Annotated in this window: 26 protein-coding genes; 4 read left to right on the forward strand and 22 right to left on the reverse strand. The window is 40.2% G+C overall.

Going from position 1 to position 24,477, the window contains the following annotated elements:
- Positions 1–9: 9 nt before the first annotated feature.
- From MHH87_RS10670 to MHH87_RS10715, 10 genes are all read right to left on the reverse strand, one after another.
- Positions 10–1,644: a glycerol-3-phosphate dehydrogenase/oxidase gene (locus tag MHH87_RS10670; RefSeq protein WP_445683090.1), complete on the reverse strand. Its 1,635-nt coding sequence runs from the start codon at positions 1,642–1,644 to the stop codon at positions 10–12.
- A 121-nt stretch (positions 1,645–1,765) separates the two neighbouring features.
- Positions 1,766–2,170, reverse strand: coding sequence for an Asp23/Gls24 family envelope stress response protein (locus MHH87_RS10675; protein WP_340749289.1), 405 nt, complete (start codon positions 2,168–2,170; stop codon positions 1,766–1,768).
- 204 nt (positions 2,171–2,374) lie between these two features.
- Entirely contained in the window at positions 2,375–3,739 is a 1,365-nt protein-coding gene (gene accC, locus MHH87_RS10680) for an acetyl-CoA carboxylase biotin carboxylase subunit (RefSeq protein ID WP_340749290.1), read from the reverse strand.
- A 15-nt stretch (positions 3,740–3,754) separates the two neighbouring features.
- Positions 3,755–4,243, reverse strand: a complete 489-nt coding sequence (gene accB / locus MHH87_RS10685) for an acetyl-CoA carboxylase biotin carboxyl carrier protein (RefSeq protein WP_340749291.1) — start codon at positions 4,241–4,243, stop codon at positions 3,755–3,757.
- Between the two features lie 198 nt (positions 4,244–4,441).
- Positions 4,442–4,978 carry a SpoIIIAH-like family protein gene (locus tag MHH87_RS10690; RefSeq protein ID WP_340749292.1) on the reverse strand — a complete coding sequence of 179 codons (537 nt, stop codon included), beginning with the start codon at positions 4,976–4,978 and terminating at the stop codon, positions 4,442–4,444.
- Positions 4,975–5,376, reverse strand: coding sequence for a hypothetical protein (locus tag MHH87_RS10695; RefSeq protein WP_340749293.1), 402 nt, complete (start codon positions 5,374–5,376; stop codon positions 4,975–4,977). Before MHH87_RS10695 ends, MHH87_RS10690 begins: the two co-directional genes overlap by 4 nt.
- A 64-nt stretch (positions 5,377–5,440) precedes the next feature.
- Positions 5,441–5,575 carry a hypothetical protein gene (locus MHH87_RS10700; protein WP_340749294.1) on the reverse strand — a complete coding sequence of 45 codons (135 nt, stop codon included), beginning with the start codon at positions 5,573–5,575 and terminating at the stop codon, positions 5,441–5,443.
- Positions 5,572–6,483, reverse strand: coding sequence for a stage III sporulation protein AE (locus MHH87_RS10705; RefSeq protein WP_340749295.1), 912 nt, complete (start codon positions 6,481–6,483; stop codon positions 5,572–5,574). Before MHH87_RS10705 ends, MHH87_RS10700 begins: the two co-directional genes overlap by 4 nt.
- A 4-nt stretch (positions 6,484–6,487) precedes the next feature.
- Positions 6,488–6,865, reverse strand: a complete 378-nt coding sequence (locus MHH87_RS10710; protein WP_340749296.1) for a pyruvate formate-lyase — start codon at positions 6,863–6,865, stop codon at positions 6,488–6,490.
- On the reverse strand, positions 6,866–7,075 hold the full coding sequence (locus tag MHH87_RS10715) for a stage III sporulation protein AC (protein WP_340749297.1): 210 nt from the start codon (positions 7,073–7,075) through the stop codon (positions 6,866–6,868). It abuts the gene before it with no gap.
- A 437-nt stretch (positions 7,076–7,512) separates the two neighbouring features.
- Here MHH87_RS10715 and MHH87_RS10720 point away from each other — a divergent pair, with 437 nt between their 5' ends.
- Positions 7,513–7,998, forward strand: coding sequence for a PCYCGC motif-containing (lipo)protein (locus MHH87_RS10720; RefSeq protein ID WP_340749298.1), 486 nt, complete (start codon positions 7,513–7,515; stop codon positions 7,996–7,998).
- Positions 7,999–8,385: 387 nt separating this feature from the next.
- Here the strand turns inward: MHH87_RS10720 and MHH87_RS10725 are convergent, their stop codons facing one another.
- From MHH87_RS10725 to MHH87_RS10745, 5 genes are all read right to left on the reverse strand, one after another.
- Entirely contained in the window at positions 8,386–9,396 is a 1,011-nt protein-coding gene (locus MHH87_RS10725) for an NAD(P)H-dependent flavin oxidoreductase (protein WP_340749299.1), read from the reverse strand.
- Between the two features lie 368 nt (positions 9,397–9,764).
- Positions 9,765–10,325, reverse strand: coding sequence for an elongation factor P (gene efp, locus MHH87_RS10730; protein ID WP_340749300.1), 561 nt, complete (start codon positions 10,323–10,325; stop codon positions 9,765–9,767).
- 17 nt (positions 10,326–10,342) lie between these two features.
- A complete protein-coding gene (locus MHH87_RS10735; protein WP_340749301.1) occupies positions 10,343–11,404 on the reverse strand; it encodes a M24 family metallopeptidase in 1,062 nt (353 codons plus the stop codon).
- A gap of 17 nt (positions 11,405–11,421) precedes the next feature.
- A complete protein-coding gene (gene aroQ / locus MHH87_RS10740) occupies positions 11,422–11,850 on the reverse strand; it encodes a type II 3-dehydroquinate dehydratase (RefSeq protein ID WP_340749302.1) in 429 nt (142 codons plus the stop codon).
- Positions 11,851–11,911: 61 nt separating this feature from the next.
- A complete protein-coding gene (locus tag MHH87_RS10745) occupies positions 11,912–12,334 on the reverse strand; it encodes a hypothetical protein (RefSeq protein ID WP_340749303.1) in 423 nt (140 codons plus the stop codon).
- Positions 12,335–12,522: 188 nt separating this feature from the next.
- On the opposite strand from MHH87_RS10745, the gene MHH87_RS10750 reads away from it, so the two are divergent.
- Positions 12,523–13,410, forward strand: a complete 888-nt coding sequence (locus MHH87_RS10750) for a DUF1385 domain-containing protein (RefSeq protein WP_445683125.1) — start codon at positions 12,523–12,525, stop codon at positions 13,408–13,410.
- A 166-nt stretch (positions 13,411–13,576) separates the two neighbouring features.
- On the opposite strand, the gene MHH87_RS10755 is transcribed toward MHH87_RS10750, so the two are convergent.
- The gene (locus MHH87_RS10755) at positions 13,577–14,464 is read right to left on the reverse strand and encodes a hypothetical protein (protein WP_340749305.1); all 888 of its coding nucleotides are present in this window, start codon (positions 14,462–14,464) and stop codon (positions 13,577–13,579) included.
- The gene (locus MHH87_RS10760) at positions 14,457–14,939 is read right to left on the reverse strand and encodes an RNA polymerase sigma factor (RefSeq protein ID WP_340749306.1); all 483 of its coding nucleotides are present in this window, start codon (positions 14,937–14,939) and stop codon (positions 14,457–14,459) included. The genes MHH87_RS10755 and MHH87_RS10760 overlap by 8 nt, the downstream gene beginning before the upstream one ends.
- 167 nt (positions 14,940–15,106) lie before the next feature.
- On the opposite strand from MHH87_RS10760, the gene MHH87_RS10765 reads away from it, so the two are divergent.
- On the forward strand, positions 15,107–15,871 hold the full coding sequence (locus MHH87_RS10765) for a TSUP family transporter (RefSeq protein ID WP_340749307.1): 765 nt from the start codon (positions 15,107–15,109) through the stop codon (positions 15,869–15,871).
- Positions 15,872–16,152: 281 nt separating this feature from the next.
- Here MHH87_RS10765 and MHH87_RS10770 read toward each other — a convergent pair whose 3' ends face one another.
- Positions 16,153–18,723 (reverse strand): vitamin B12-dependent ribonucleotide reductase, encoded by a 2,571-nt coding sequence (locus tag MHH87_RS10770; RefSeq protein ID WP_340749308.1) that lies wholly within the window; start codon positions 18,721–18,723, stop codon positions 16,153–16,155.
- A gap of 262 nt (positions 18,724–18,985) precedes the next feature.
- Entirely contained in the window at positions 18,986–19,819 is an 834-nt protein-coding gene (locus MHH87_RS10775) for a lipoate--protein ligase family protein (protein WP_340749309.1), read from the reverse strand.
- Positions 19,820–19,919: 100 nt separating this feature from the next.
- Between MHH87_RS10775 and MHH87_RS10780 the strand changes: the two genes are divergently transcribed.
- Positions 19,920–20,303, forward strand: coding sequence for a rhodanese-like domain-containing protein (locus MHH87_RS10780; protein WP_340749310.1), 384 nt, complete (start codon positions 19,920–19,922; stop codon positions 20,301–20,303).
- A 214-nt stretch (positions 20,304–20,517) separates the two neighbouring features.
- On the opposite strand, the gene gcvPB is transcribed toward MHH87_RS10780, so the two are convergent.
- The 3 genes from gcvPB to gcvT are packed head-to-tail and all read right to left on the reverse strand — an operon-like array spanning position 20,518 to position 24,452.
- Positions 20,518–21,987 carry an aminomethyl-transferring glycine dehydrogenase subunit GcvPB gene (gcvPB, locus tag MHH87_RS10785; RefSeq protein ID WP_340749311.1) on the reverse strand — a complete coding sequence of 490 codons (1,470 nt, stop codon included), beginning with the start codon at positions 21,985–21,987 and terminating at the stop codon, positions 20,518–20,520.
- On the reverse strand, positions 21,980–23,326 hold the full coding sequence (gene gcvPA, locus MHH87_RS10790; RefSeq protein WP_340749312.1) for an aminomethyl-transferring glycine dehydrogenase subunit GcvPA: 1,347 nt from the start codon (positions 23,324–23,326) through the stop codon (positions 21,980–21,982). The genes gcvPB and gcvPA overlap by 8 nt, the downstream gene beginning before the upstream one ends.
- A 22-nt stretch (positions 23,327–23,348) precedes the next feature.
- Complete coding sequence (gene gcvT / locus MHH87_RS10795; protein ID WP_340749313.1) at positions 23,349–24,452, reverse strand: glycine cleavage system aminomethyltransferase GcvT; 1,104 nt, start codon at positions 24,450–24,452, stop codon at positions 23,349–23,351.
- Positions 24,453–24,477: the final 25 nt, after the last annotated feature.

Raw genomic sequence — 24,477 nt, forward strand, 5'->3', positions numbered from 1 at the left:
CCTCCTAGCTCAGGCTTTTTTCGCATTAGCCAATGCCTCTTGTAATTGTATTGTATGCAGTACTTTTTGCTCAACTGTCCATTCAAACAGCGTGCTCATTTCATCAATAACAGCTTCTTTATGCTCCTCTACAAAGGCAATGTTGAAAAATAACGCACCCGTTCGTCGAATAAAGAAGTCTACTGGCTTGGCAACTGCTTCATAAAAAATACTGTAATAAAGCAGTCCGTAAATAACTGGGGGAAGCGAGCCCTTTGCCTGCTTCATATAGGCATACACTTTGTTCACATTTGTTCCATAGTGACGAGCAAGCTGTTCAGTTTCTTCAACCGATAACCCAAGCTTTACGCCATTGCCAATTTGCGCCTGCACATAATGATCGAAAAACTTCGATCCACTAACATCCCCACCTGAAATCGATAAATGCTTTGTTATACAAGATGTAGACTTTTTCCCGAATTCATTTTGGAGCTGCTTGCATAGTAAGTCAACAATTTTTTCTGCCATTTTACGGTAACCAGTCAATTTCCCACCTGCAATTGTTATCAGGCCATTTTTCGATTGCCATATTTCATTTTTCCTCGAAATTTCAGACGGACTTTTGCCATCCACGTGAATAAGTGGACGCACTCCTGCCCAGCCAGATTCTATCTTCAGCCCTTTACTAGCAAGAGACGGGAACATAAAATAAATGGCATCAAGCAAATACACGCGCTCCTCTGCCGTAATGTGCATATCCTTTGGGTCCCCTTCATAAAATGTATCCGTCGTGCCTACATACGTTTTGCCGTCACGCGGGATCGCGAAAACCATACGTCCATCTTGTGTATTAAAGTAAATCGCCTGTTTTAACGGGAAAACCTCTTGGTCAAAAACAAGATGCACACCTTTTGATAAAATTAACTGTTTTTCAGTCAGCTCTCCAGCCAGTTTGCGCACTTCATCTACCCAGGGACCTGCTGCATTCACTACCTTTTTGGCCTTCACCTTATACGTTTCACCTGTCAGCTGATCTTCTAACGTTACAGTGAAGGTAAAATTATTGCTACGAATGCTAATTGCTTTTGTGTAATTAAGTGCTATCGCTCCTCGTTCAGCCGCCGCTTTTATCACCTCAATCGTTAATCGCGCGTCATCTGTTCGGTATTCGACGTACAAACCCCCACCGAGTAAATCTTCTTTTTTTACGAGTGGTTCACACTTCGCTGTGTCATCCGCTGACAGCATAAAACGACGCTCACTCTTTTTCACACCTGCTAGGATGTCATATATTATTAACCCTAGTGCCGTAAAAAACGGACCAAATGTACCTCCTTTATAAAACGGCAGTAGCATTCTTACTGGCGTTGTGACGTGCGGACCATTTTCATATACAATCGCTCGCTCACGTCCAAGCTCTACCACTTCTTTTATTTGTAGCTGTTTTAAATATCGTAGTCCGCCGTGCACAAGTTTAGTGGAACGACTAGATGTACCTTCTGCAAAATCCTGCATTTCTACGAGCCCAACTGTTAATCCGCGCGTTACCGCATCGAGTGCAATGCCGACTCCGGTAATACCACCGCCGATAATAAGTAAATCTAGTACACCCTCTTTTAGCGACTGAGTCATTGGCTCCCTGTCAAATGCTGAAAATGTTTTCACTTAAAGCACTTCCCTTCAATCAAAGTTGCCCACTTTCTTTCCCCAGAAAATATGCAAATAAGCATTAAATGAAAAAAAGCAGCACTACATGATGTAGTACTGCTCAAGCTGCCACTAAAAATTATTCGCCGTCCTTAGCGTTTTCAAATTGAATGCCTGTTATATGGACATTCACTTCACTCGTTTCAATAGCTGTCATATTTAAAATTGCTTGGCGGATCGTTGACTGAATATTTTTCGCCACTTTCGGAATCGCAAAACCGTATTTCACTGTGCAGAAAACATCAATTACGATATTTCCTTCTTCAGACATCGCAGATTTGATTCCTTTAGAGTGCACTTTTTTACCAAAGCGTTCTACAACACCTGATGCAAAATTACCACGAGTTGCTGCAACACCTTCTACTTCAGTTGTTGCGATACCTGCAATTACTTCAATCACTTCAGGTGCCACCTCGATTTGACCAAGCTCTTCTTTACCTGATGGTGTTGGTTGTACAAATGATAATGGTTGTTTTTCAGCCATTTTCGAACATCCTCTCTTTATGTAAACTTGCCTTAAATAGGCATTTCATTTTTCATTATGCTTCCATATAGTATACTACAATTTAAAAAAGTTTGTGCGTTGGGGAATAGCTTTTAGTGAAATAATTGTGTTTCTACACAGCAATTTATAAATCGCCAAAAAACCCCTTCCCATAGAATAAAGGAAGGGGTTACTAAATAGTAATTATGCTTTTACAGCTGTATTTAAAATGTCGTTCTCTTCCAGGAATTTCGTATTGAATTTCGCTGATTTAAAGACATCGTTGTTCATTAATGCTTGGTGGAATGGAATTGTTGTGTTAATACCAGGTCCAGCTACTTCAAACTCACTAAGCGCACGATTCATTTTTGCGATTGCTTCTTCACGTGTATCTGCATGCACGATCAGCTTCGCTACCATTGAATCGTAGTATGGTGGAATTGTGTAACCTGCATAAACCGCAGAGTCAATACGTACACCGTAACCACCAGGAACTACATACGTTTCTACCGTACCAGCTGAAGGCATGAAGTTTTTATAAGCGTTTTCAGCGTTAATACGGCACTCCATTGCCCAACCATTAATTTTAATATCTTCTTGAGCGAATGGTAATTTCTCACCAGACGCGATTTTTAATTGTTGTTGCACAAGGTCAACGCCTGTAATCATTTCTGTTACTGGGTGCTCTACTTGAATTCGTGTGTTCATTTCCATGAAGTAGAAACGATCTTCCTGGTAATCGTAAATGAACTCGATTGTACCAGCGCCTTCGTAGTTACAAGCTTGTGCTGCTTTCACTGCCGCCGCGCCCATTTCCGCACGACGCTCTGGGCTTAGTGCTGGAGATGGTGCTTCTTCAACAAGTTTTTGCATACGGCGTTGTACCGTACAGTCACGCTCACCTAAATGAACAACATTGCCATGACCATCAGCAAGAACTTGGATTTCACAGTGACGGAAGTACTCGATGAATTTTTCTAAATACACACCAGGGTTGCCAAATGCCGCAGCTGCCTCTTTTTGTGTAATATCGATGCCTTTTACAAGGTCTTCTTCAGTGCGCGCGACACGGATCCCTTTACCGCCACCACCAGCTGTTGCTTTAATGATAACTGGGTAACCGATTTTCGCTGCCCATTCTTTACCTGTTTCGATATTAGGAACAATGCCTGTACCTGGAACTAAAGGTACATTTGCTGCTTCCATTGTGTCACGAGCTACATCTTTAATCCCCATGATTTTGATCGCATCAGATGATGGACCGATAAATTTAATACCTGCATTTTCACAAGCCTCAGCAAATGCTGCGTTTTCAGCTAAGAAGCCGTAACCAGGGTGAATGCCGTCAACACCTGTTTTTTGTGCAACACCTAACACAGCCGGGAAACTCAAGTAAGAGTCTTTTGATAATTTAGGACCGATGCAATATGCTTCGTCCGCTAATTTCACGTGTAATCCTTCTGCGTCCGCTTCTGAATATACTGCTACAGTTTGGATACCTAGTTCTTTACAAGCACGAATAATACGTACTGCAATTTCACCACGGTTTGCAATTAATACTTTTTTCATTGTTGTAAGCACCCCTTACTCAGCTTTTACTAGGAATAATGGTTGACCATATTCTACTAGTTGGCCATCTTTCACAAGTACTTCAACGATTTCCCCTTTGATTTCAGCTTCAATCTCGTTGAATAATTTCATTGCTTCAACGATACATACGATCGATTCGTCGCCCACTTTATCGCCAACTTGAACGAATACTGGTGAATCTGGGTTTGGAGCTGCATAGAAAGTTCCTACCATTGGTGATGTGATTTTATGTAGTGATGCATCTTCAGCTACAGGTACTGCTGGTGCCACCTCTACTTTAACTGGTGCCGCAACTACTGGAGCTGTTGGAGCCGCTTGTTGTACTACAGGTGCAATAACTTCTTTTTTCGGTGCTACAACTTCAGTTGCTCCGCCGTTCTTTTTAAGTTTAACTTTAGCGCCGTCTGCTTCGTATACGAACTCGTCTATTGAAGAAGCATCTACTAATTTAATAATTTCACGAATTTCTTGGATTTTGAACATTATTATCTCTCCCTTATGCGTAATAATTCACTACAGATTCTATTTTATATTTTATTGGGGCATTTTGAAATAGATATTTTGAAAATCAAAAAAAATACACATAATTCAGAACATAATATCGATAAGTGAATGAAATTCGTGAAATACTGCTATACAACACAATTATTAACTATTTCCCTATTATGAAACACTTTCAAATTAATACATGGATTGAATATCCACCGATACTTGAATTTTTTCATCTAATTCCGATTTGACGAGATAAACAATTTCATTCGCCTGCTCTTTTGACATTTCATCTGACATAACCGTTACGGCTACCTTTTCTTCCTCGATACGGACCAATGCATCTGTATAGCCAACGGACTTGATGAGCATTTCTAACATAGCTTCCGAAGATTCTGTCTTAATGAGTGCGTCCATTTCATTAAATGCTTCACTTTTTTCTTCAGCTGTGTGTTGCTCTGACGCAATTTTTTGTGTTAGTTGTTCGCGTAATTGACTACGTTTGTTGCTTAACTCTAGGCGCATCTCTTGGAACAGATCGCTTTCAGAGTTAACCGTTGTTGTCTGTTCATCATCAACACCGAAAATTTGTGTTTCATTAAGTGTGTCATCTGTAAAGATCGTTAAAATGTTTGCTCCGCGATCCACTTCAAATACATAATACACAGAAATTACAGCTACTAAACTAAATAATGTTAGTAACCAAACTGTTTTTTTCTTCACCTTCATGATTTGTCCTCCTTTTTTTGCATCGGTACAATGACAATTCGGTGTTGCGGTAATTGCATTACACTACTCACACTGTCTTTCAGTAATTGTTTAATCGCTGGATTTGATGCGCCTTCCGCGACAATTAATACACCCGTAATCCCTGCTTCGCCTCCTGCAGAACGAAAATAGTTACTCAGCATAAACTGTTCCTCGCCCACTAACTCTCCGTAATGAAAATAGACCGTTACTTGTCCCACCTGATGAATTTCCTGTAACACCTGTGCCAATTGTTGCTCCGATGTTACGCTACCTGCTTGACTATCAGATGATGTTGATGTCCACATACTATAAGCTATGACCACAATCATTACAGCTAGAATTAAAAGAAGAGGACGACCTGCTCGCTTCTTTTCCACATATTCGCGTAATGCGCCCCCTTCCGAATTGATTTCAACATAGTGTATGAAGCACTTCTAAGCATTATGCGAAAGTATTTAGCACGAGCCCGTATAAGGTTAGAAACAACGCAAGCTTCACATACACAATGAACTCTTTTTCATCTGCTAACACTAGTAGACAGCTCCCAAGTAAAATTAGCATCATTATTAACTTCAATAGCTCTTGCCCACCCCCAGTTGAATAATAATCACACAAATCAAGACAATAAAGACTATTGCAAAGCCTAGTAAAAACCCAATCGCGCAAAGTACAAACAGCGTTTTCCCAACATCATCAAAAAGCCCGCTTATTCTTCCATTTGTAAATGGTTCTGTCAGTGCACCGAGTAGTTTAAATGTTAATGCATGAATTAACAGCGTACCTGCTGGATAAAAGGCCGCTGCCCAAACTGCAGACAAAAATGAAAGGCCAAAAATTGTCGTTGCCGTTGATTGGTATTTATTAAACAGTGAGAAGCCTTCTACAATAAGTCCACCAATCAGCGGAATATTTTGCTCAATTAATTTTTTTATAGGGGATTTAATGGCATCATTTAATTGAAAAAAAGCAATTCCTGAAAAGGACAAAATGGCAGTTAACGCAAGGACAGATGCGATTACCATACTCAATACAGACGCACGGAGTAGATCGCTGGCCTTCGAAAAAGAAATAGCTGGTAAAATACGCGTTGCACCATCTAAAAAAAGTGCAATAAGTAGCGCGGGTATCAATACTTTTGTACATATAAATAACAATAACTGCATCACCGATAGCACAATTGGATTCCATGCTAGTAAGGAAAAGACAGCTTGTACAGCAAGAAGCATCGTTGACAAAATGGGCATGAGCGCTGCAAAAAATCCTTGTAGCACTGTAATCAACTGCCCCATTACAACAAATGCCTCAACAATCCTTTCCGCAAATGTAGCAATGAAAATCAGGATAAACAGCTGTTCAAGCAACTTTTGCTCATCAGGTAAAAACGCTTGTAAGATGAGAAAGAGAAGCACATACAAAACTGCTAGAACAATGGCAAATAGCGCGGATGATAAAGGCGCTGCAAAAATGGTTGTTAGCTGCGTCATAGCATCACTGTAGCCTTTCAAACAATGACATTAACTGCCGGAATACCGGCGTAAGCTGTAGTAACCAAAACGACAACAACGTGATACGAACAGAAGTTTTCACGAGCTCAGCAATGGCATCGTAATCCTGCTCTTCAAATAGCATTGAAAAGTGTTGTCCAAGTAGAAGCAGGAGTGCGGTAAAAATTAATTCTGTCCCATATGGAAGATCGGTAATTAGCTGCTGTAGCCCTGTTAAAAATGGGATAAGCTGCTGTAACACAACAGCTTGAAATAAGATGAAAAAGAAAATTACCATTAGGAGCGGGTGAAGCTTGCCAACAGATTCTTTTAATAGCATTAGCAACAATAGAAAGATGACGGCAAAAAAAAGGAAAATCATTTAACTAGACGCGGTAAGCCATTGAAAAAACACTAGAATTTCCCCAAAAAACAAGCGTAAAAATCGAATCAGCTCTGCCGTCATATAGAGATACGCTATAAAAAAGAGAAAGAAGGAAAATTCTTTTTTTCCTGTTTGTTCAAAAAAAACATGTAGGAGTGCAATAACCAGTCCAACCCCCGCTACCCGTAGCACATCTTGCAGTTCCACAAGCAGTGCCCCCCTTTCCGTACGCTAATATATGCAGTAGTGGCTTTTTTCAGCACTTGAAACTTCATACGTTCACGTAAGAAAAGCGCATTCGCGCCCGTTTGCACGCGGGCAAGCTGCTTGCGAGCCCGAAGCGAAAGTAAACGCCCCACCACTTTCGCCGAGGGATCGAAGCGACCTCGAGCGTGCGGCGCTAATGCCTAGACATTATCAAAAAGTTATACTTTCTTATCGTGTTAGAAAGACACAACTCGCCCAAAATAGGGCGAGTTGATGTCCTTACTTATGTGGATGGGAAAGTTATACTTTCTTATCCACTAAAAAAGAGTAGGCAATTGCCTGCTCTTTGTATAAATCGAATACTCATTATTGGACAATTAACTCCCCTCACTCACTTTCCTATTTGCTATAATAACGATGAATGGAGTGATAAAACGATGAAGAAATTTTCAATAACGGTGATTTTACTCTTGGTACTAAGTGCATGTGGGCAGGAAACTGTAACTCACCAACATGAAGAGAAAGAAGCTGTACAAAGCCATGTTTCTGGCGATATTCAAGAAGTAACAACAGGCCCAGAAATTTTGCCTAGCTTTTTAGACGATAAGAATGAAACAATACGCCTGTCGTATCAAGTAGCAGCAAATTATTCAGATGTATTAGAATGGGTGCCTTGTTACTGTGGCTGTGGGGATTCTGTAGGACACCGCAATAATTTAAATTGCTTTATTCAGGAACGTCACGCGGACGGCACTATTACATGGGATGATCATGGAACACGTTGCAATGTATGCATAGAAATAGCCATACAAGCTGCTCAAATGTCAAAAGACGGCGTAGAGTTGAAAGACATTCGTGAAAAAATTGATTCAATGTACAAAGAGGGCTATGCAACGCCAACTAATACTGAAATGCCCGCATAAGAACAAAAGCGCTAAAGCGCCTGCTTAGCCCCGACAAGCGCTGGAGAGCCCGAAGTGAAGGCACTCTCTTCGCCTTCACCCGAGGGATCGAAGCGACCTCGAGGGGCTGGCGCTTTAGCCTAGACGTAGCATTTACTTTTTTGAAAGTTATCCACATGGCGAAAATATATAATTTCCTTAACAAAAATAAGGCATGTGAACGTTCGCTGCAACGTCGTTCACATGCTTTTTAAATCTTCTAATAGAAGAACATTACTATATAGCTCGTATACTCTTCTAAGATCAATTCGCCTCCTCCCTTACCTATAAACCATAGCTACCCTATATCTCGTTGTTAATAAACGAAAAAAACCGACAAACTTTGCCGGTTTCTTTTGGGACATGAAGTTATATCTTTGCTAGTAAAGTATCGACAATTTCTTGTACAGAAGCTTCTTTTGCCATAAAGCTGTTTTCACCCATCCATAATGATAAATATTCTGAACGATTTTGCTTTACACTTTCCTGGCGAATTTTTATCGTTAAGTAATGCTGGATGGGGTAAGGTGCGACGATGGCATCTTTCAAATCCTCAGTGAATTTATTTTTTAATCCACGTGCATATTTCCCAGAAAATGCTTTCGTTAAGGTCGTGTCCTTTTCATGTGACTGTAAAATCGCGTTTTTATGTAGTTCACTTGCTTTACATTCAGTCGCCGTAAGAAGCGCCGTCCCGATTTGAACCGTAGACGCACCATGTTGAAGCATCGTTTGCATATGCGCTGTCGTCATAATACCGCCAGCTGCAATAATAGGTAATGAAACTTTTGGTACTACTTGCCTTAATAGCTCTTCTATCGAGAAAAGCTCGATATCCTCTGTAAATGAACCGCGATGTCCACCCGCCTCACTACCTTGCAAAACAATGGCATCAAGCCCTGCAGTCTCAACGGCAATAGCCTCTTGCAAAGTGGTCGCCGTCCCAATTAAATATGTCCCATTTCCTTTTAATCGCTCAATAATATCCGCAGATGGCAAACCAAATGTAAACGAACAAATTGGTACTTGTTCATCAATTACTGCTTGAACTTGTCCATCAAAGACATTATTCGAAACAACGCGCTGTAAATTGCTAATACCAAGCTCCTCATAAATTGGCTGTAATGCCGTTCTCGCCTGCTGCAAAACAGAGATATCAATCTTTGGTTCATCTTGAATAAATAAATTGACACTAAACGGTTTATCGGTAAGTGCCTTTACTTGTTGGATAAAAGATTTTGTTTCCTCACCGTTTAAGTAGCCTGCACCAATTGAACCTAAAATACCTGCCTCACAACAAGCAGCCACAAAATTTGGTGACGTAATCCCTGCCATTGGTGCTTGAATGATTGGTTTTTTAATTGCAAATTGTTTTAACATCTCCATCACCCCTTACATAAATTGTAAGTTATTCCGCCGTATTTAGCCACTAAATGTTGTATTTTCAATATAAAACACTCATTTAAAATATGGCTCTACACCAAAATCTGTACTTGACAGCACATTGCACTCCAGGCGGACGCTTTCCGTTCCATGTGCTTATAAAGTTGTACACTTTCTTTTAAAGTAAAGCACATGTTTTGGTAAGACCCTAAAATATATTAGAGGAAATTCAACTAAATTAACGGTTTTGTAGTTGGCTTCCGCAAATTAGAAAGACACATCTAAATAAATTAGTGTGAGACGACATCCTTACTTACGTAGATAAAAAAGAGGGTGCGATATAACTCGCACCCTCTTTCACTTATTTATTGTGCACGTGATACGTACGAAGAGTCAGTTGTGTTGATGATTAATTTATCACCTTGGTTAATGAAGAATGGTACTTGTACAGACAGACCAGTTTCAAGGATTGCTGGTTTCGTACCACCTGAAGCTGTATCCCCTTTAATACCTGGTTCCGTTTCTGCAACTTCAAGCACTACAGTATTTGGTAATTCTACACCTAGCATTTCACCTTGGAAAGACTGGATGTGTATTTCCATGTTTTCTTGTAAGAATTTTAATTCGTATTCGATTTGAACTGCAGCAAGTTCAGTTTGCTCATAAGATTCTAAATCCATGAATACATGCTCGTCACCTTGTGCATATAGATATTGCATTTTACGGTTGTCGATTTGTGCTTTTTCTACTTTCTCACCAGCGCGGAAAGTTTTTTCTTGTACGTTACCATTACGTAGGTTACGTAATTTAGAACGTACGAATGCAGCGCCTTTACCTGGTTTTACGTGTTGGAAATCCATAACGCGGTATAATTGGCCATCAACAATAATTGTTAGACCAGTACGGAAATCGTTTACTGAGATCATGTGTTATTCCTCCAAAATTATAAGTTAAGTAGTTGTTTTGTCGAATGCGTTAATAGTTCATTCCCTGTTTCAGTGATTACAATATCGTCTTCGATTCGAACGCCACCTATACCAGGTAAGTATACACCTGGTTCAATCGTTACGACCATATTCGGCTCTAACACCGTGTCTGAGCGGAATGAAAGTCCTGGTCCTTCATGTACTTCTAAACCGATACCATGTCCTGTTGAGTGACCAAATGCCTCGCCGTAACCTTTTGATGTCAAATAATTACGCGCTACTGCATCCGCTTCAATCCCAGTCATGCCTGGACCGACTTTTTCTAAAGCAAGCAGTTGTGATTCAAGTACAACATTGTACATCTCAACTAATTTTTCAGAAGGTTGACCAATAGCAATTGTACGTGTGATGTCAGAAATGTATCCGTTATAGTATGCACCGAAATCAAGTGTTACAAAATCACCTTGTTCAATGACTTTATTTGTTGCTACGCCATGCGGCAACGCAGAACGAACGCCACTAGCCACAATAATATCAAAAGATGAGCTTGTAGCACCCTGTTTACGCATGAAAAATTCGAGTTCATTCGAAACTTCAAGCTCCGTTTTACCGGGCTCAATAAAGCTTAATATATGTGTGAATGCATTATCTGCAATTTCACATGCAACCTTAATAATATTAATCTCTTGTTCACTCTTAATCAAGCGAATTTTTTCAATTAAACCTGAAAGTGGAGCAAAATCAACATTTACTGCCGATTTATAAAGCTCATATAGCCCATAGCTCATCGCATCCTTTTCAAAGCCTAACGTTTTTACGCCCATTAAAGCGACTTGTTTTCCTACTTCTGCAGAGATTAGACCCGTGTGCGTCACGATGCGGAAATCTTGAATTTGCGCTGCAGCTTGCTCTGTATAGCGAAAGTCCGTAATGAATACAGCATCTTGTTGTGACACGATTGCCACACCAGCTGTACCAGTAAAGCCTGTCATGTAACGACGGTTATACTCATTTGTAATTAAAAGTGCATCAACATTATTGTCTAGTAAAGCTTGACGCAATTTTGCTAATTTAACCATTCATGTTACTCCCCTTTTTACTGTTGTAAAAACTTTCTAAGTGCTAGTTCATAGCCAAATGTTCCGAGTCCACAAATTTGACCTACACATTCTGCCGCAAGCCATGAATGATGTCTGAATGACTCGCGTTTATGTATATTTGAGATATGCACTTCAATAACCGGCACATTAACTGCTGCAATGGCGTCACGTAGTGCAATACTTGTATGAGTATACGCACCAGGATTAAACACAATGCCATCAACATGCGTATCTTCAGCTTCGTGCACCCAATCGATTAACTTACCCTCATGATTCGACTGACGAAAATCAACGCTAGCCCCGAATTCAGCTGCAATTGACGTACATTTACTTGCTACATCTGCTAACGTTTCAGAACCGTAAATTTCCGGCTCACGTTTACCTAAACGGTTTAAATTTGGACCATTTAATACAAAAAGCTTCATTGTCATTCCCCTTTATATGGCGTACTTTCCTTATTTTATCACAGTCAATTTATACGGCAACTTATTTAGACTGTCTAAATAGGCTTCCCCGCCGGCCGAATGAAGCCGTCTCAAAAATAAAGCGTAGCGTAATAATAACCATTACAATAAATGGAATTGACAGCTTTTTAAATGATGTTAGTTCTGCGGGATAATCAAAAATCACCCACTCTGCTACGATTGCAAGCGCCAGTCCAATTACAAATGATGTAAATATTGCAGGCACGCGCGTCACAAACTGCATAACAACATAAAACAGCATCGCTACAACAAAGAGCGCCACGATTAATAGCAGCCATTTCCCAAACGTCCCTACTCCTTCCATTTCCCATTTTTTCGCGTACCCAACCGGCTTCCACTTAATTAAATGGAATAAATGTAATAGCTTTAGAGTAATCGCAAAGAAAACTGCACTCACTAAAGATGTCATAAGACTTACTTGCATAAGAAACCCACTCCTTTTTACCTTTAGTTTCACCAATTTCTACGATTGCTATGCGTAAACGTAGAGCTTTTCGTAAAAATCTAGTACAATAATAAAGTTAATATTTAGATACTAATTATAGAGAGTGGTGTACATAAGTGAGTAATGGATCTCCTGTATACGGAGGACAAGCACTACTAGAAGGTGTTATGTTCGCTGGTAAAGATCATATGGTAACCGCGATTCGCCGTAATGACGATTCTATTGATTATTTCCATGTGGAAAAAAAGAAAAAACCAATTTTACAGAAATTAAAAAAGATTCCGTTCGTGCGTGGGGTTGTCGCATTAATTGAATCAGCGGGATTTGGTTCAAGACATCTGCAATTCGCCAGTGAGCGTTATGAAGTTACGCCTGGTGAAGAAGAAGATGCAGAGCCCGAGGAAACTTCGAAGCTTCAAATGATATTGGGAGTAGCCGTTGTTGGCGTACTATCATTCTTATTTGGAAAATTCGTATTTACGTTAGTCCCAGTATTCTTAGCAGAATTATTCTCTCCTTGGGTAACAGGTAAAATAGGACAAGTTTTCTTAGAAACGGGCTTTAAGCTCATCTTATTACTAAGCTATTTGCAAATTATCGCGATGACGCCACTGATTAAACGCGTGTTTCAGTATCACGGTGCTGAGCATAAGGTCATTAACTGTCACGAGGCCGGGATGGAACTTACTGTGGCAAACGTACAAAGCCAGTCACGCCTGCACTACCGCTGTGGCTCAAGCTTTATTTTATTTACAGTTATTGTCGGGATGTTTATTTACTTCTTCGTGCCTACCGATCCACTATGGTTACGTCTTGTAAACCGTATTTTATTAATACCAGTTGTACTTGGCGTATCGTTTGAAGTTCTACAAGCTACAAATGCTGTCCGCAACATTCCAGTACTACGTTTCCTTGGCTACCCTGGACTTTGGCTACAACTACTAACAACAAAAGAGCCAAAAGACGATATGGTTGAAGTAGCCATCGCTTCATTCAAAAAATTACATGAAGTCGAAAAAAATCCAGAAATCGCCGCTACAATGGCGCATGACTAAAAAGGAAGAGAGTGGCTCACGCGGGGTGGGTCACTCTCTTTTTGTTGGATTAATAGTAAAGATGGCTGATTCGGAGTATTGTTCGGAACTTTGACCGGTATACTCAAAAAATAGGCGCTTTATTCAGAACTTCACCTTTTTTGAATCCCACACCACTCTCTCGCTATCAAACTAACCAGACCACTAAATATAGAATCACAATTGCGTAACAGCCATCCGTGACAAAGCTAAATTTTCGCCAATTATTTTGACCATACTTTTCTTCAAGAACTAAACAGAACAAATTCCCACAAATAATTATTGCAACAGGCATAAAGAAATGTACATGTGGAATGAAAAATAACATACTAGCAACACTAATAATCATCACAATGACAACCAGCGACTGCATGTACGTTGAATGGCGAGGAAGCTTGCGACCTGGTTCCCCTATTACTCGCATATTTTTATTAATATAATGGTGTAAGCCGACCAGAACAAACAGCACAACCAACCAGAAAAGAGATGCATTGCTAACAAGAATCGTTTCTATAAACATTGGATTATACCGCTGTTTATCCGCCTGAGCTAGCTCGAAATAGCTATCGGTAGCTGGCTCATAATAATAATTTTGCACCTGTCCAATATACTGTTTTAATATGCGCTCTGTTCCATCCGAATACATAAACTTCACGGTATAATCAGGTACAGCTACCTGGTCAATTGGTTGTATAGGCTGTAGGACATCTAAAAACTTAGAGAAATGCGCAAGCCGCTCTTTATCCTTCTCTTCCTTTACTCCGCGCTGCCATTTTGTTGTTGGCACAAAATCATCTCTTGTAATGAGCGCTTTCGTCATAACATTTGCATCCGTTGTTGCAGTTTGCTGCGGAATCCATGTTTCCGTCATGACAAGGAAGAGAGTAATCGCAATCATCGCAATAATTAACGAAGGAATTTTACAATTAAACTTCGATGTTTTAACTAGCCGTTGCTCAATTTTTTCAAAATTACGTTGTCGCTCTATTTGTGATGGCTGAATTGCGCTTAACTCCTTCAATAGTTCTTCACGCATCGTCTTCCCCACCTTCCATCACTTGACGTAGTGCCTTTAAGCCCCGCGCAGTATTATTTTTCACCTGTGCTTCACTGCAACCAAGAGCTATAGCTACTTCTTTTACAGATAGTTCTTCTATATAACGTAGTACGACTGATTCTCTGTAGGATAATTTAATTTGTTGAAGGGCCCTGTACAATACAGCTACTTCCTCACCCCGTTCTACAATCTCATCTGGTAATGGCTGCTCATCTACACGTTTATCTTCCTTTAGTGAAATAAACGATAAAATCCGCTTTTTACGGAAATGATCATAAACGAGATTGCGCGCAGTTTTAATTAATAATGCACGTTCTTTTTTTACAAAATCCTGCTTGAAAAAACGATAAAAGGTTTCCTGCAATAAGTCATGTGTTAAATCGATATTGCCGGTTAAATAAAGTATGTATTTAAATACGGAATCGTAATGTTCATCATACGTCCGACGCCGCACAAAAGCACCTCCCTCAGTATTTAAAGACGAACGAGCAGCATAACGGAATCACCACAATATAAATAAATAATATTCAATCCCAAAAATTCCATAATTTATAATATCATTCATTTACAAGATCAGAAAACTCCGATACTATTTCCTTACAGAGAAAAGAGGTATCTTTTATGGAAATTGATATTATTACAGTTGCACTACTTATATTATTCGGCTTTTTAGGGGCTTTTCTGAACTCCATCGTTGGCGGTGGTGGACTAATTACACTGCCTGCCCTACTATTTGTCGGCTTGCCTCCAACTACTGCCATTGCAACAAATAAACTTGCAGCATCAATGGGAAATTTAACAAGCATGCTAACGTTTCTGCGCGCTGGGAAAATTGATATAAAACTGCTTGGACCTATTTTACCGCTCGTATTCGGTGGTTCAATGCTCGGTGCCTGGACAGTACATTTCATTTCACCTGATTTATTAAAGCCACTTGTGCTCGTTATGCTGGTCGTCGTGCTCATTTATACGCTATATAAAAAAGATTGGGGAAGCATTGAAAAGCGCAAAGAGATGACGAAAAAAAGTAGCATCCTTTTTTTCGGTGCACTCGTTGTCATCGGCTTCTACGACGGCTTTTTAGGACCGGGTACGGGGTCGTTTATTATTTTTCTCTTTCTTATGATGGGCTTTGACTTTCTGCAAGCTTCCGGTAATGCGAAGCTTCTGAATTTCATAAGTAATCTAGCTGCACTTATAATGTTTATCATACTTGGTGCAGTAAATTTTACATACGGTTTTATTATGGGCTTTGCGATGATTATTGGGGCATTTTGCGGGGCGAAATTTGCACTCGGGCGCGGTACAAAATATGTCCGTTTACTTTTTATCGTCGTGACAAGCTTGCTTATTGCAAAAAATGCATATGATTTTTTTGTAAAATAGAAAATGGTTCCTAGTAATTTTTTTAGTGGTTACGAAAATATTACGTTATAGAGGGCGTCATCTCTCCTTTTTGTGGCGATGTTTTTTCTAACGTAAAATGTTGAATTTGGCGAGATTGACATACAACTTATTTGAAATTAAGCGCCATTGACACTTATTTATTGTTAAGTCGTATGTTCAATTGGTCAATTTCCACTTTTCAATAAAAAAAACAGCTCATTAATAATTAAAAAGCATGTTACGAAGCGACTAACGCCTCGTAACATGCTCATTTTTTTATGTTATAGTCCACATTTTAGCTGTGCACCACAGTTTGTACATGTGTTGCAGCCGCCCATTTCTTCTACCGTTCCTTGACGGCATACCGGGCATGTGTTGCCGACTTCAGAACCAATTGTTACGTTTGTTTGTGCAAGTGGTGCAATCGTATCTACTAACACGACTGGACGTTGTTTTGCGTCGTCTCGGCCAAGATCTTCTTCAAATGTTAATTGCTCATCTGAATTCGCTTCTTCTGCTTTTAGCGTTAGTACTTGTGAATCACGTGATCCGTCTACGTAAACTGTACCACCTTTAGCGCCGCCTTTATATAGACGTTCGTACACTTGTTGTACTTGCTCAACGCCGTAGCCTTTTGGTGCGTTTACTGTTTTTGAAATCGATGAATCGATCCAATTTTGGATGATGCACTGTACGTCCGCATGCGCTTCAGCAGATAATTGCATTGATGATTTGAACCAGTGCGGTAAGTTTTGCTCATCTGTACCTGGGTTCGCGTCTAAATATTCTTTCACGATTTCAGCTTTTACCTCAATAAATTTACCTAAGCGACCTGAACGGTAATATGTGAATGAGAAGTACGGCTCCAGACCTGTTGCCACACCAACCATTGTACCAGTTGAACCTGTTGGCGCTACTGTTAGTAAGTGTGAGTTACGGATACCGTTTTCAAGAACACCTTCACGAATATGTGCAGGCATTTTCTTCATAAAGCCTGTATTAATAAATGCTTGACGTAAACGAGCGGTCTCAGCCTCTGTTTCACCTTGTAAGAATGGGAAGCTCCCGCGCTCTTTACCAAGCTCAATAGACTGCTCATAAGCTGCTGTGCCAATCGTTTCAAAAATTTCGTTCACGAGCTTGTTGCCCTCTTCAGAACCATATTCTTTTTCACAGTAGATTAGTAAATCAGCAAGTCCCATAACCCCTAAGCCAACACGACGCTCGCCTAGTGCTTGCGTTTTATTGTCTTCAAGGAAATATGGCGTTGCGTCAATTACGTTATCTTGCATGCGCACGCCGACTTTTACCGTCTCACGTAGCGCGTCGAAGTCTACTGTTTTCAACTCTTTATTTGCAAACTGCGCTAAATTCACCGCAGCCAAGTTACACACTGAATAAGGTGCAAGTGGTTGCTCTCCGCAAGGGTTCGTCGCAACTACTTGTTGCCCGTATGCCTTTGCATTTGTCATGTCGTTTGCGTTGTCGATGAAGAAAATGCCTGGCTCTGCTGCATACGTTGCACATACATTAACTAAGTTCCAAAGTTCTTTTGCCTTAATTGTACGGTATGTGCGGACCGCGTAACCTAGTTTTTCCCACTCACGAACATCGCCGACTTCATGCCATTTTTCGTTGTAGATTTTCATTTCTTCTGGACTATAGTTGGCAACGTCTGGGAAACGAAGCTCGAAGTCTTCATCGTTTTCAACAGCTTCCATAAACTCTTTTGTTAATGTTACAGAAATGTTCGCACCCGTTAAGAATTCTGAGTTATGCACTGAGTAGTTCCCACCGTCGCGTAGTTTTGTTTCAGCTTCACGAATAATTCCTTCGTCAAAACCGCCATAACCTGGAATATTTTTGTAATTTACAATACTTTGATACATTGCCTCTTCTTGCGCTGTTAAAGGTTTAAATTTCAACTTTTCTTTTGCAATACGCATGATTGACTCATCTGATGTATTTTCAATCAGATAACGCAAAATACGAGGGTTTTGCATTTTCGAAATAATAAATTCCACGATATCAGGATGCCAGTCCGCTAACATTATCATTTGAGCGCCCCTGCGCGATCCACCTTGTTCAACAAGGTGCGTCAGTTTGGCGATATCATCTAACCATGATACCGAGCCAGATGATTTACCATTTACACCACGTGCTAATGTGTTGCGCGGACGAAGCGTACTACCATTCGTACCGACCCCACCACCACGGCTCATAATTTCCATTACTTGCTTACGGTGATCACTAATTCCTTCGCGTGAGTCAGCTACAAATGGCATGACATAACAGTTAAAGAATGTTACATCGGTTTCTGAGCCTGCTCCATAAATCACACGTCCAGCAGGAATGAATTTCAAGCTTACAAGCTGCTCGTAAAATTTCTCGAACCACTCTTGTTGTTTTTCAGGCGTTTTTTCAACAGTTGCTAAGCCTGTTGCATTACGTTTTGCAATTTGCTCATAATAAATTTCAAGAGGTTTCTCGATAATATCAAGTGCGCGTTCGATGACACCCGTTTCTTGCTCGACGCCTTCTAACACATGACGATAATCTTCCTCGATTAAAATTTTCGCTTTTTTAGTTTGTTGGTTAATAGACTGAATATACCCTAAGCCGCGTGCAGGGAATTTTGGATCTTCCTTCACTGTCAGTACGACAAAGTCGCCTGGCTTTAATGTTTTCTTTTCCGTGTCCTTAAACGAGTAGCGATCGATCATGACAAGACGTGATACCCCTTTATGCGTAAGATGCATATCCGGTGTAATCGGATGTACTTGTTTGAATTGCTCGATGTCCTTGTTTAATTGGTCCACGAGGATGGTTGTTTGATTATTTAACACTACCATCTGCCAGCCTCCCTTTGAAAAATTAATTGATGCTTACTATATGGTTTGCCTAACAGTTCTTTTTATCATAACACAATATATAGTGTATCATACAGGAATTAGGGTACTAGATATAGATCCTTTTTATTCACTTAAAAAAGATTACATCAAAACTTTTTTCTGCGCAAGGGGTTGATTTTTTTTAAACAGTGATTAAAGCCCAATTATCAAGGCTTTGCAGATTTATAAATTTTTTGCGACAAATAAAACAGACGTTCGTAAATTATTTTTTGAAATTCCATTCGTCTGTCAAGTATTTTGTTTGCTCAAGTTGTTCTACATATTGATGCTGCTCCGCCGTTAATTCATAAGGAATGAGCTTAATTTGTAGTGCTTCTTCAAAGCCTGAATGGAAGGCTTTAACACATTGCTCCACAGAAAGCGGCTGTTCGACTAAACGATTCATCGCGACCGCTTTTTCAGGCAGTTTTGCACGCATTCTTTCTTTCGCTTCTGGTGAAGAGAAATTAAATACAGACAATAACTTATCTTCATCTAAATCAAGTAAAATTGCACCATGTTGTAATATCACGCCTTTTTGACGAGTTTGTGCACTTCCTGCTACTTTTTTGCCTTCAACTACAAGCTCATACCAACTCGGTGCATCAAAGCATACGGCACTTTTTGGCTTTTTTAAATCATCTCGCTGTTCTTTTGTTTCCGGTACACTAAAATAAGCATCAAGTCCTAAATTTTGAAAGCCAACTAATAATCCTTCACTTAGCACACGATACGCCTCTGTTACTGTTTGCGGCATATTAGGATAGTTTTCTGACACAATAATGGAATATGTAAGTTCCTGATCGTGTAGCACCGCACGACCACCTGTAGGGCGACGTACAAATCCTAAACCTTGCGCTCGTACTGCTTCTAAATTTATATCTTTTTCCGCTCGTTGAAAATAGCCAATTGATATTGTGGCTGGGTTCCATTCATAGAATCGAATGACTGGTGGAATCGCTCCTGTACTATGCCAATCGAGTAATGCTTCGTCTAGTGCCATATTATATGACGCACGACATGGACCTGAATTAATAAAATACCACGTTGAATCCATATTATCATCTCCTTAAAGTATACATTTTATCAAACTCACTCGACTATCTCCAGTTAATCTCTTATAATAGAGGGTAGAGAAAGAAAGGGGCAATATCGCAGTGACAATACTTTACACAATTGCAGTCATCCTAGCTGCTGTCATCGTTTACGTTTTAGTGAACTCATTCCGCTTGAAAAAAGCTGTAACAAACTTAACTCAAGAAGAATTTATTCAAGGGTATCGTAAGGCACAACTAATCGACTTACGTGAACAAAAAGAGTTCGAGGCAGGACATATTTTAGGTGCTCGTAACATTCCAACAACGCAGTTCGGTCAACGTTACAAAGAAGTTCGCCCTGACCTACCTGTTTACCTGTATTGTCAAAATACAGGCCGTAGTGCACGTGCTGCGCTTTTACTAAAGAAAAAAGGCTATAACCAAATTTATCAGCTACAAGGTGGATTTAAAACCTGGACTGGTAAAGTAAAATCAAAAGCATAACGCAATAGTTCCTCAACTCGTTCTACGAATTGAGGAACTTTTCTTTTGTCCAGCGCCTCATAACTGTCTATTTCTCCCAAAGAAAACGAGTTTCTTCCTATTATAATAAAAATTAACAAAAAAAACGAACAACTACCCTTTAACAGCACTTTACTAACATAATTTAACGGAAAATAAGCCGAAGTACAAGACCTCGGCTTATCTTTCATTATTACTATGCTTCTTGCTTTGTATAACGAAGAATCGGTGTACGAGCAGCTCGTGTTTCGTCTAAACGATTCACAACCGTTGTATGGGGTGCTTCTTGTACAATTGCAGGATTCTCAATCGTTTCTTTTGCGATTTGAATCATTGCGTCACAGAATGCATCTAGTGTTTCTTTTGATTCTGTTTCAGTCGGCTCGATCATAATACCTTCTTCCACGTTTAACGGGAAGTACACTGTTGGTGGATGGTAGCCAAAGTCTAACAAGCGTTTTGCAATATCAAGAGTACGCACGCCAAGTTTTTTCTGACGACGACCTGATAATACAAATTCATGCTTACAGTGACGGTTGTATGGAAGATCGAAATGCTCTTCTAAACGACGCATCATGTAGTTGGCATTTAATACTGCATATTCCGTTACCGCTTTAAGACCATCTGGACCCATTGAGCGGATGTACGTGTATGCACGAACATTAATACCAAAGTTGCCGTAATATGGCTTTACGCGTCCGATAGATTGCGGACGATTGTAATCGAAGTGGAACGTGCCATCTTCTAACTTAACAAGTACTGGTTTTGGTAGGTACGGAATTAAGTCTGCCTTTACGCCAACTGGACCAGAACCCGGACCACCACCGCCATGAGGACCTGTAAATGTTTTGTGTAAGTTTAAGTGTACGCAGTCAAAGCCCATATCACCAGGACGTGCTTTACTCATTACAGCGTTTAAGTTCGCGCCGTCATAGTAAACTTTACCACCTACATCGTGAATCATTGCAGCCATATCTAGAATGTTTTCCTCAAATAAACCAAGTGTGTTCGGGTTTGTTAGCATAAGCGCTGCTGTATCTTCACCGATTACGCGGCGTAAGTCTTCAAGATCAACTAAGCCATCTTCGTTTGATTTTACTGTAATTGTTTCAAAGCCTGCTACAGATGCAGATGCTGGATTTGTACCGTGTGCTGAGTCTGGAACAATCACTTTGTTACGGTGACCTTCTCCGTTTGCTTCATGGAACGCACGAATCATCATTAACGCTGTCCACTCACCATGTGCCCCTGCAGCTGGTTGTAATGTTACTTCATCCATACCCGTAATTTCTACTAGAGATGTTTGTAGCTCATAAAGAAGCTCCATTGCCCCTTGAACTGTTGACTCATCTTGTAATGGGTGAACATTTGCAAAGCCTGAGTAGCGTGCAACCGATTCATTAATTTTTGGATTGTATTTCATCGTACAAGAACCAAGTGGATAGAAGCCTGAGTCTACACCGTGGTTACGACGTGATAATGCTGTGTAATGACGCATAATATCAAGCTCTGAAACTTCTGGAAGTTCAGCAGCTTCTGCGCGTACTAAACCTTCTGGTAAAAGGTCTGCTAGATCGAAATCTGGCACATCAAGCGGCTCTAGGTTATAACCTACACGGCCTTCTTTTGTGATTTCAAAAATGAGTGATTGGTTTTCGTTAAGCATTATAAGCCCCCATTTCTGCAACTAGTGCATCGATTTCTTCTTTTGTACGTAATTCTGTAACTGCGATTAACGCATGATTTTCAAGCTCTGGATAAACGCGACCTAAGTCAAATCCACCAATAATGCCTTTTTCGATTAATGTTTTATTAATAGCAGTTACAGAAGCGTTTGTTTTAACAACGATTTCGTTGAAGTGAGCGCCTTGGTAAGCTACTGTAAAGCCCGCCGCTTCAAATGCATTTTTTGCATAGCGCGTTTTTACGATATTTTGCTTCGCCATTTCTTGCATGCCTTGTTTACCAAGAGCTGTCATCGCAACTGATGCAGCAAGTGCAAGTAATGCTTGGTTCGAACAAATATTAGAAGTTGCTTTATCACGACGGATATGCTGCTCACGTGCTTGTAATGTTAATACATACCCACGACGGCCATCTTGGTCAACTGTTTCACCAACAAGACGTCCTGGAACTTTACGCATTAATTTATTCGTAACAGCGAAGAATCCACAGTGCGGACCACCGAACGCTTCTGCGATACCGAAGACCTGTGCATCCCCAACTGTAATATCAGCTCCTACTTTCCCAGGAGGTGTTAATACGCCAAGTGCTAAAGGATTAGAAGAAACGATAAATAATCCTTTTACTTCGTGTGTAATGTCAGCAAGCGTTTGTAATTGTTCTACTTGACCGAAGAAGTTCGGATACTGCACGATTACACCAGCAGTTTGATCATCTACTAAGCCTTTAAGTGCTTCAACGTCCGTAACGCCATCTTTTGTCGGGATTGTTACGATTTCAATTGATTGGCCGTATGCATATGTAGCAACAACGTCTTTATATTCTGGATGAACAGCCCCAGATACTAAAAGCTTCTTGCGGCGTGTATGACCAGCAGCAAGCATTCCTGCTTCAGCAAGTGCTGTACCTCCATCGTACATTGATGAGTTTGCAAGGTCCATACCAGTAAGTTCTGCAATCATCGTTTGGAATTCAAAAATTGCTTGTAATTCCCCTTGAGAAATTTCTGGTTGGTAGGGTGTATACGCAGTGTAAAACTCAGAACGTGAAATGACATGGTCCACAATAACTGGTTTATAGTGGTTATAAACACCTGCACCTAAAAATGATACGTTTGTATCAGTATCTTTATTTTTAGCAGCCAGGCTTGATAATTCCTTCGCTAACGCTGATTCTGATTTTGCAGCCTTAATATTGTAAAGTCCTTCGAAGCGAACTTGCTCCGGAATGTCTGCGAATAACTCATCTACTGAAGAAACGCCGATAAGCTCTAACATTTCTTTTTTATCTTGTTCCGTCATAGGTAAATAACGATGATTCATGCTTAGCCCTCTTTTCGAAATTTTATTTGGTACGCTTATAAAATGGAGTTTCCACTGTTACTACTTTCGCGAATTTGTTACGTATTTCAACTTCTAACTCAATTCCTACTTCCGCAAATTTTGCATCAATTAATGCTAGACCGATGTTACGTTTCGTCATAGGAGATTGTGTACCTGTAGTTACTTCTCCGATTTCTACGCCGTCTTTAAATACTTTGTAGCCGTGACGTGGTATACCTTTGTCAATCATCTCAATACCAACCGATTTGCGCGGAAGGCCTGCTTCTTTTTGTGCAATTAGTGCGTCTTGACCGATGAACTTTGTTTCTTTTTGAAGCTTTACTGCAAACCCGATACCAGCTTCAAGCGGTGAAATATCTTTTGATAATTCTTGTCCATAAAGCGGTAAACATGCTTCAAAACGTAATGTATCACGTGCTCCAAGACCTGTAGCAACAACACCTTTATCTTTACCTGCATCTAGAATTTTGTTCCATAGATCCACGATTGCAACTGGTGCTCCGTAAATTTCAAAACCATCTTCACCTGTATAGCCGCTGCGAGAAACTAATACTTTATGACCTGCAACGTCAACGCCATCTTGGAATTTAAAGTAGCGAATTGCGGATAAATCTGTGTCCGTTAATGTTTGAAGGACTTCCTCTGCAAGTGGTCCTTGCAGCGCAATTTGTGCAAATTCATCAGATTTATTCGTGATAACAACATCACCCTCTGCATGCTCTTGCATCCACGCAAAATCTTTCTCAATATTTGCTGCATTGACACATAATAAGTAGCGCGTTTCATCTAAACGATATGTTAAAAGATCGTCGACAACCCCACCATTTTCATAGCACATTGCACTATATTGTGCACCGCCAATTGCAATTTTTGAAATGTCATTTGATAATAGCTTTTGTAAGTAATCTAGTGCTCCAGGACCTTCAACGAAAACTTCACCCATATGTGATACATCGAAAAGACCCGCGCGGTTTCTTACAGCATCATGCTCTTCTTTAATCGAAGAAAATTGTACTGGTAATTCCCAGCCGCCAAAATCAATCGTTTTGCCACCGTATTTTGCATATTCGTCAAAAAGTGGTGTGCGTTTTAATTCATTTCCCATTTCATTGTCCTCCTTCAATAATTAA

It is taken from the genome of Solibacillus sp. FSL H8-0538, from assembly GCF_038003525.1.
Lineage (GTDB): Bacteria > Bacillota > Bacilli > Bacillales_A > Planococcaceae > JBBOPI01.

Excerpts from the sequence above, each read along its gene's own strand:
- MHH87_RS10675 (WP_340749289.1), bottom strand. The coding sequence starts at position 2,170 with ATGGCTGAAAAACAACCATTATCATTTGTACAACCAACACCATCAGGT.
- accC (WP_340749290.1), bottom strand. The coding sequence starts at position 3,739 with ATGAAAAAAGTATTAATTGCAAACCGTGGTGAAATTGCAGTACGTATT.
- accB (WP_340749291.1), bottom strand. The coding sequence starts at position 4,243 with ATGTTCAAAATCCAAGAAATTCGTGAAATTATTAAATTAGTAGATGCT.
- MHH87_RS10690 (WP_340749292.1), bottom strand. The coding sequence starts at position 4,978 with ATGAAGGTGAAGAAAAAAACAGTTTGGTTACTAACATTATTTAGTTTA.
- MHH87_RS10705 (WP_340749295.1), bottom strand. The coding sequence starts at position 6,483 with ATGACGCAGCTAACAACCATTTTTGCAGCGCCTTTATCATCCGCGCTA.
- MHH87_RS10710 (WP_340749296.1), bottom strand. The coding sequence starts at position 6,865 with ATGATTTTCCTTTTTTTTGCCGTCATCTTTCTATTGTTGCTAATGCTA.
- MHH87_RS10720 (WP_340749298.1), top strand. The coding sequence starts at position 7,513 with ATGAAGAAATTTTCAATAACGGTGATTTTACTCTTGGTACTAAGTGCA.
- MHH87_RS10725 (WP_340749299.1), bottom strand. The coding sequence starts at position 9,396 with ATGTTAAAACAATTTGCAATTAAAAAACCAATCATTCAAGCACCAATG.
- efp (WP_340749300.1), bottom strand. The coding sequence starts at position 10,325 with ATGATCTCAGTAAACGATTTCCGTACTGGTCTAACAATTATTGTTGAT.
- MHH87_RS10735 (WP_340749301.1), bottom strand. The coding sequence starts at position 11,404 with ATGGTTAAATTAGCAAAATTGCGTCAAGCTTTACTAGACAATAATGTT.
- aroQ (WP_340749302.1), bottom strand. The coding sequence starts at position 11,850 with ATGAAGCTTTTTGTATTAAATGGTCCAAATTTAAACCGTTTAGGTAAA.
- MHH87_RS10745 (WP_340749303.1), bottom strand. The coding sequence starts at position 12,334 with ATGCAAGTAAGTCTTATGACATCTTTAGTGAGTGCAGTTTTCTTTGCG.
- MHH87_RS10750 (WP_445683125.1), top strand. The coding sequence starts at position 12,523 with ATGTTCGCTGGTAAAGATCATATGGTAACCGCGATTCGCCGTAATGAC.
- MHH87_RS10755 (WP_340749305.1), bottom strand. The coding sequence starts at position 14,464 with ATGCGTGAAGAACTATTGAAGGAGTTAAGCGCAATTCAGCCATCACAA.
- MHH87_RS10765 (WP_340749307.1), top strand. The coding sequence starts at position 15,107 with ATGGAAATTGATATTATTACAGTTGCACTACTTATATTATTCGGCTTT.
- MHH87_RS10770 (WP_340749308.1), bottom strand. The coding sequence starts at position 18,723 with ATGGTAGTGTTAAATAATCAAACAACCATCCTCGTGGACCAATTAAAC.
- MHH87_RS10775 (WP_340749309.1), bottom strand. The coding sequence starts at position 19,819 with ATGGATTCAACGTGGTATTTTATTAATTCAGGTCCATGTCGTGCGTCA.
- gcvPB (WP_340749311.1), bottom strand. The coding sequence starts at position 21,987 with ATGCTTAACGAAAACCAATCACTCATTTTTGAAATCACAAAAGAAGGC.
- gcvPA (WP_340749312.1), bottom strand. The coding sequence starts at position 23,326 with ATGAATCATCGTTATTTACCTATGACGGAACAAGATAAAAAAGAAATG.
- gcvT (WP_340749313.1), bottom strand. The coding sequence starts at position 24,452 with ATGGGAAATGAATTAAAACGCACACCACTTTTTGACGAATATGCAAAA.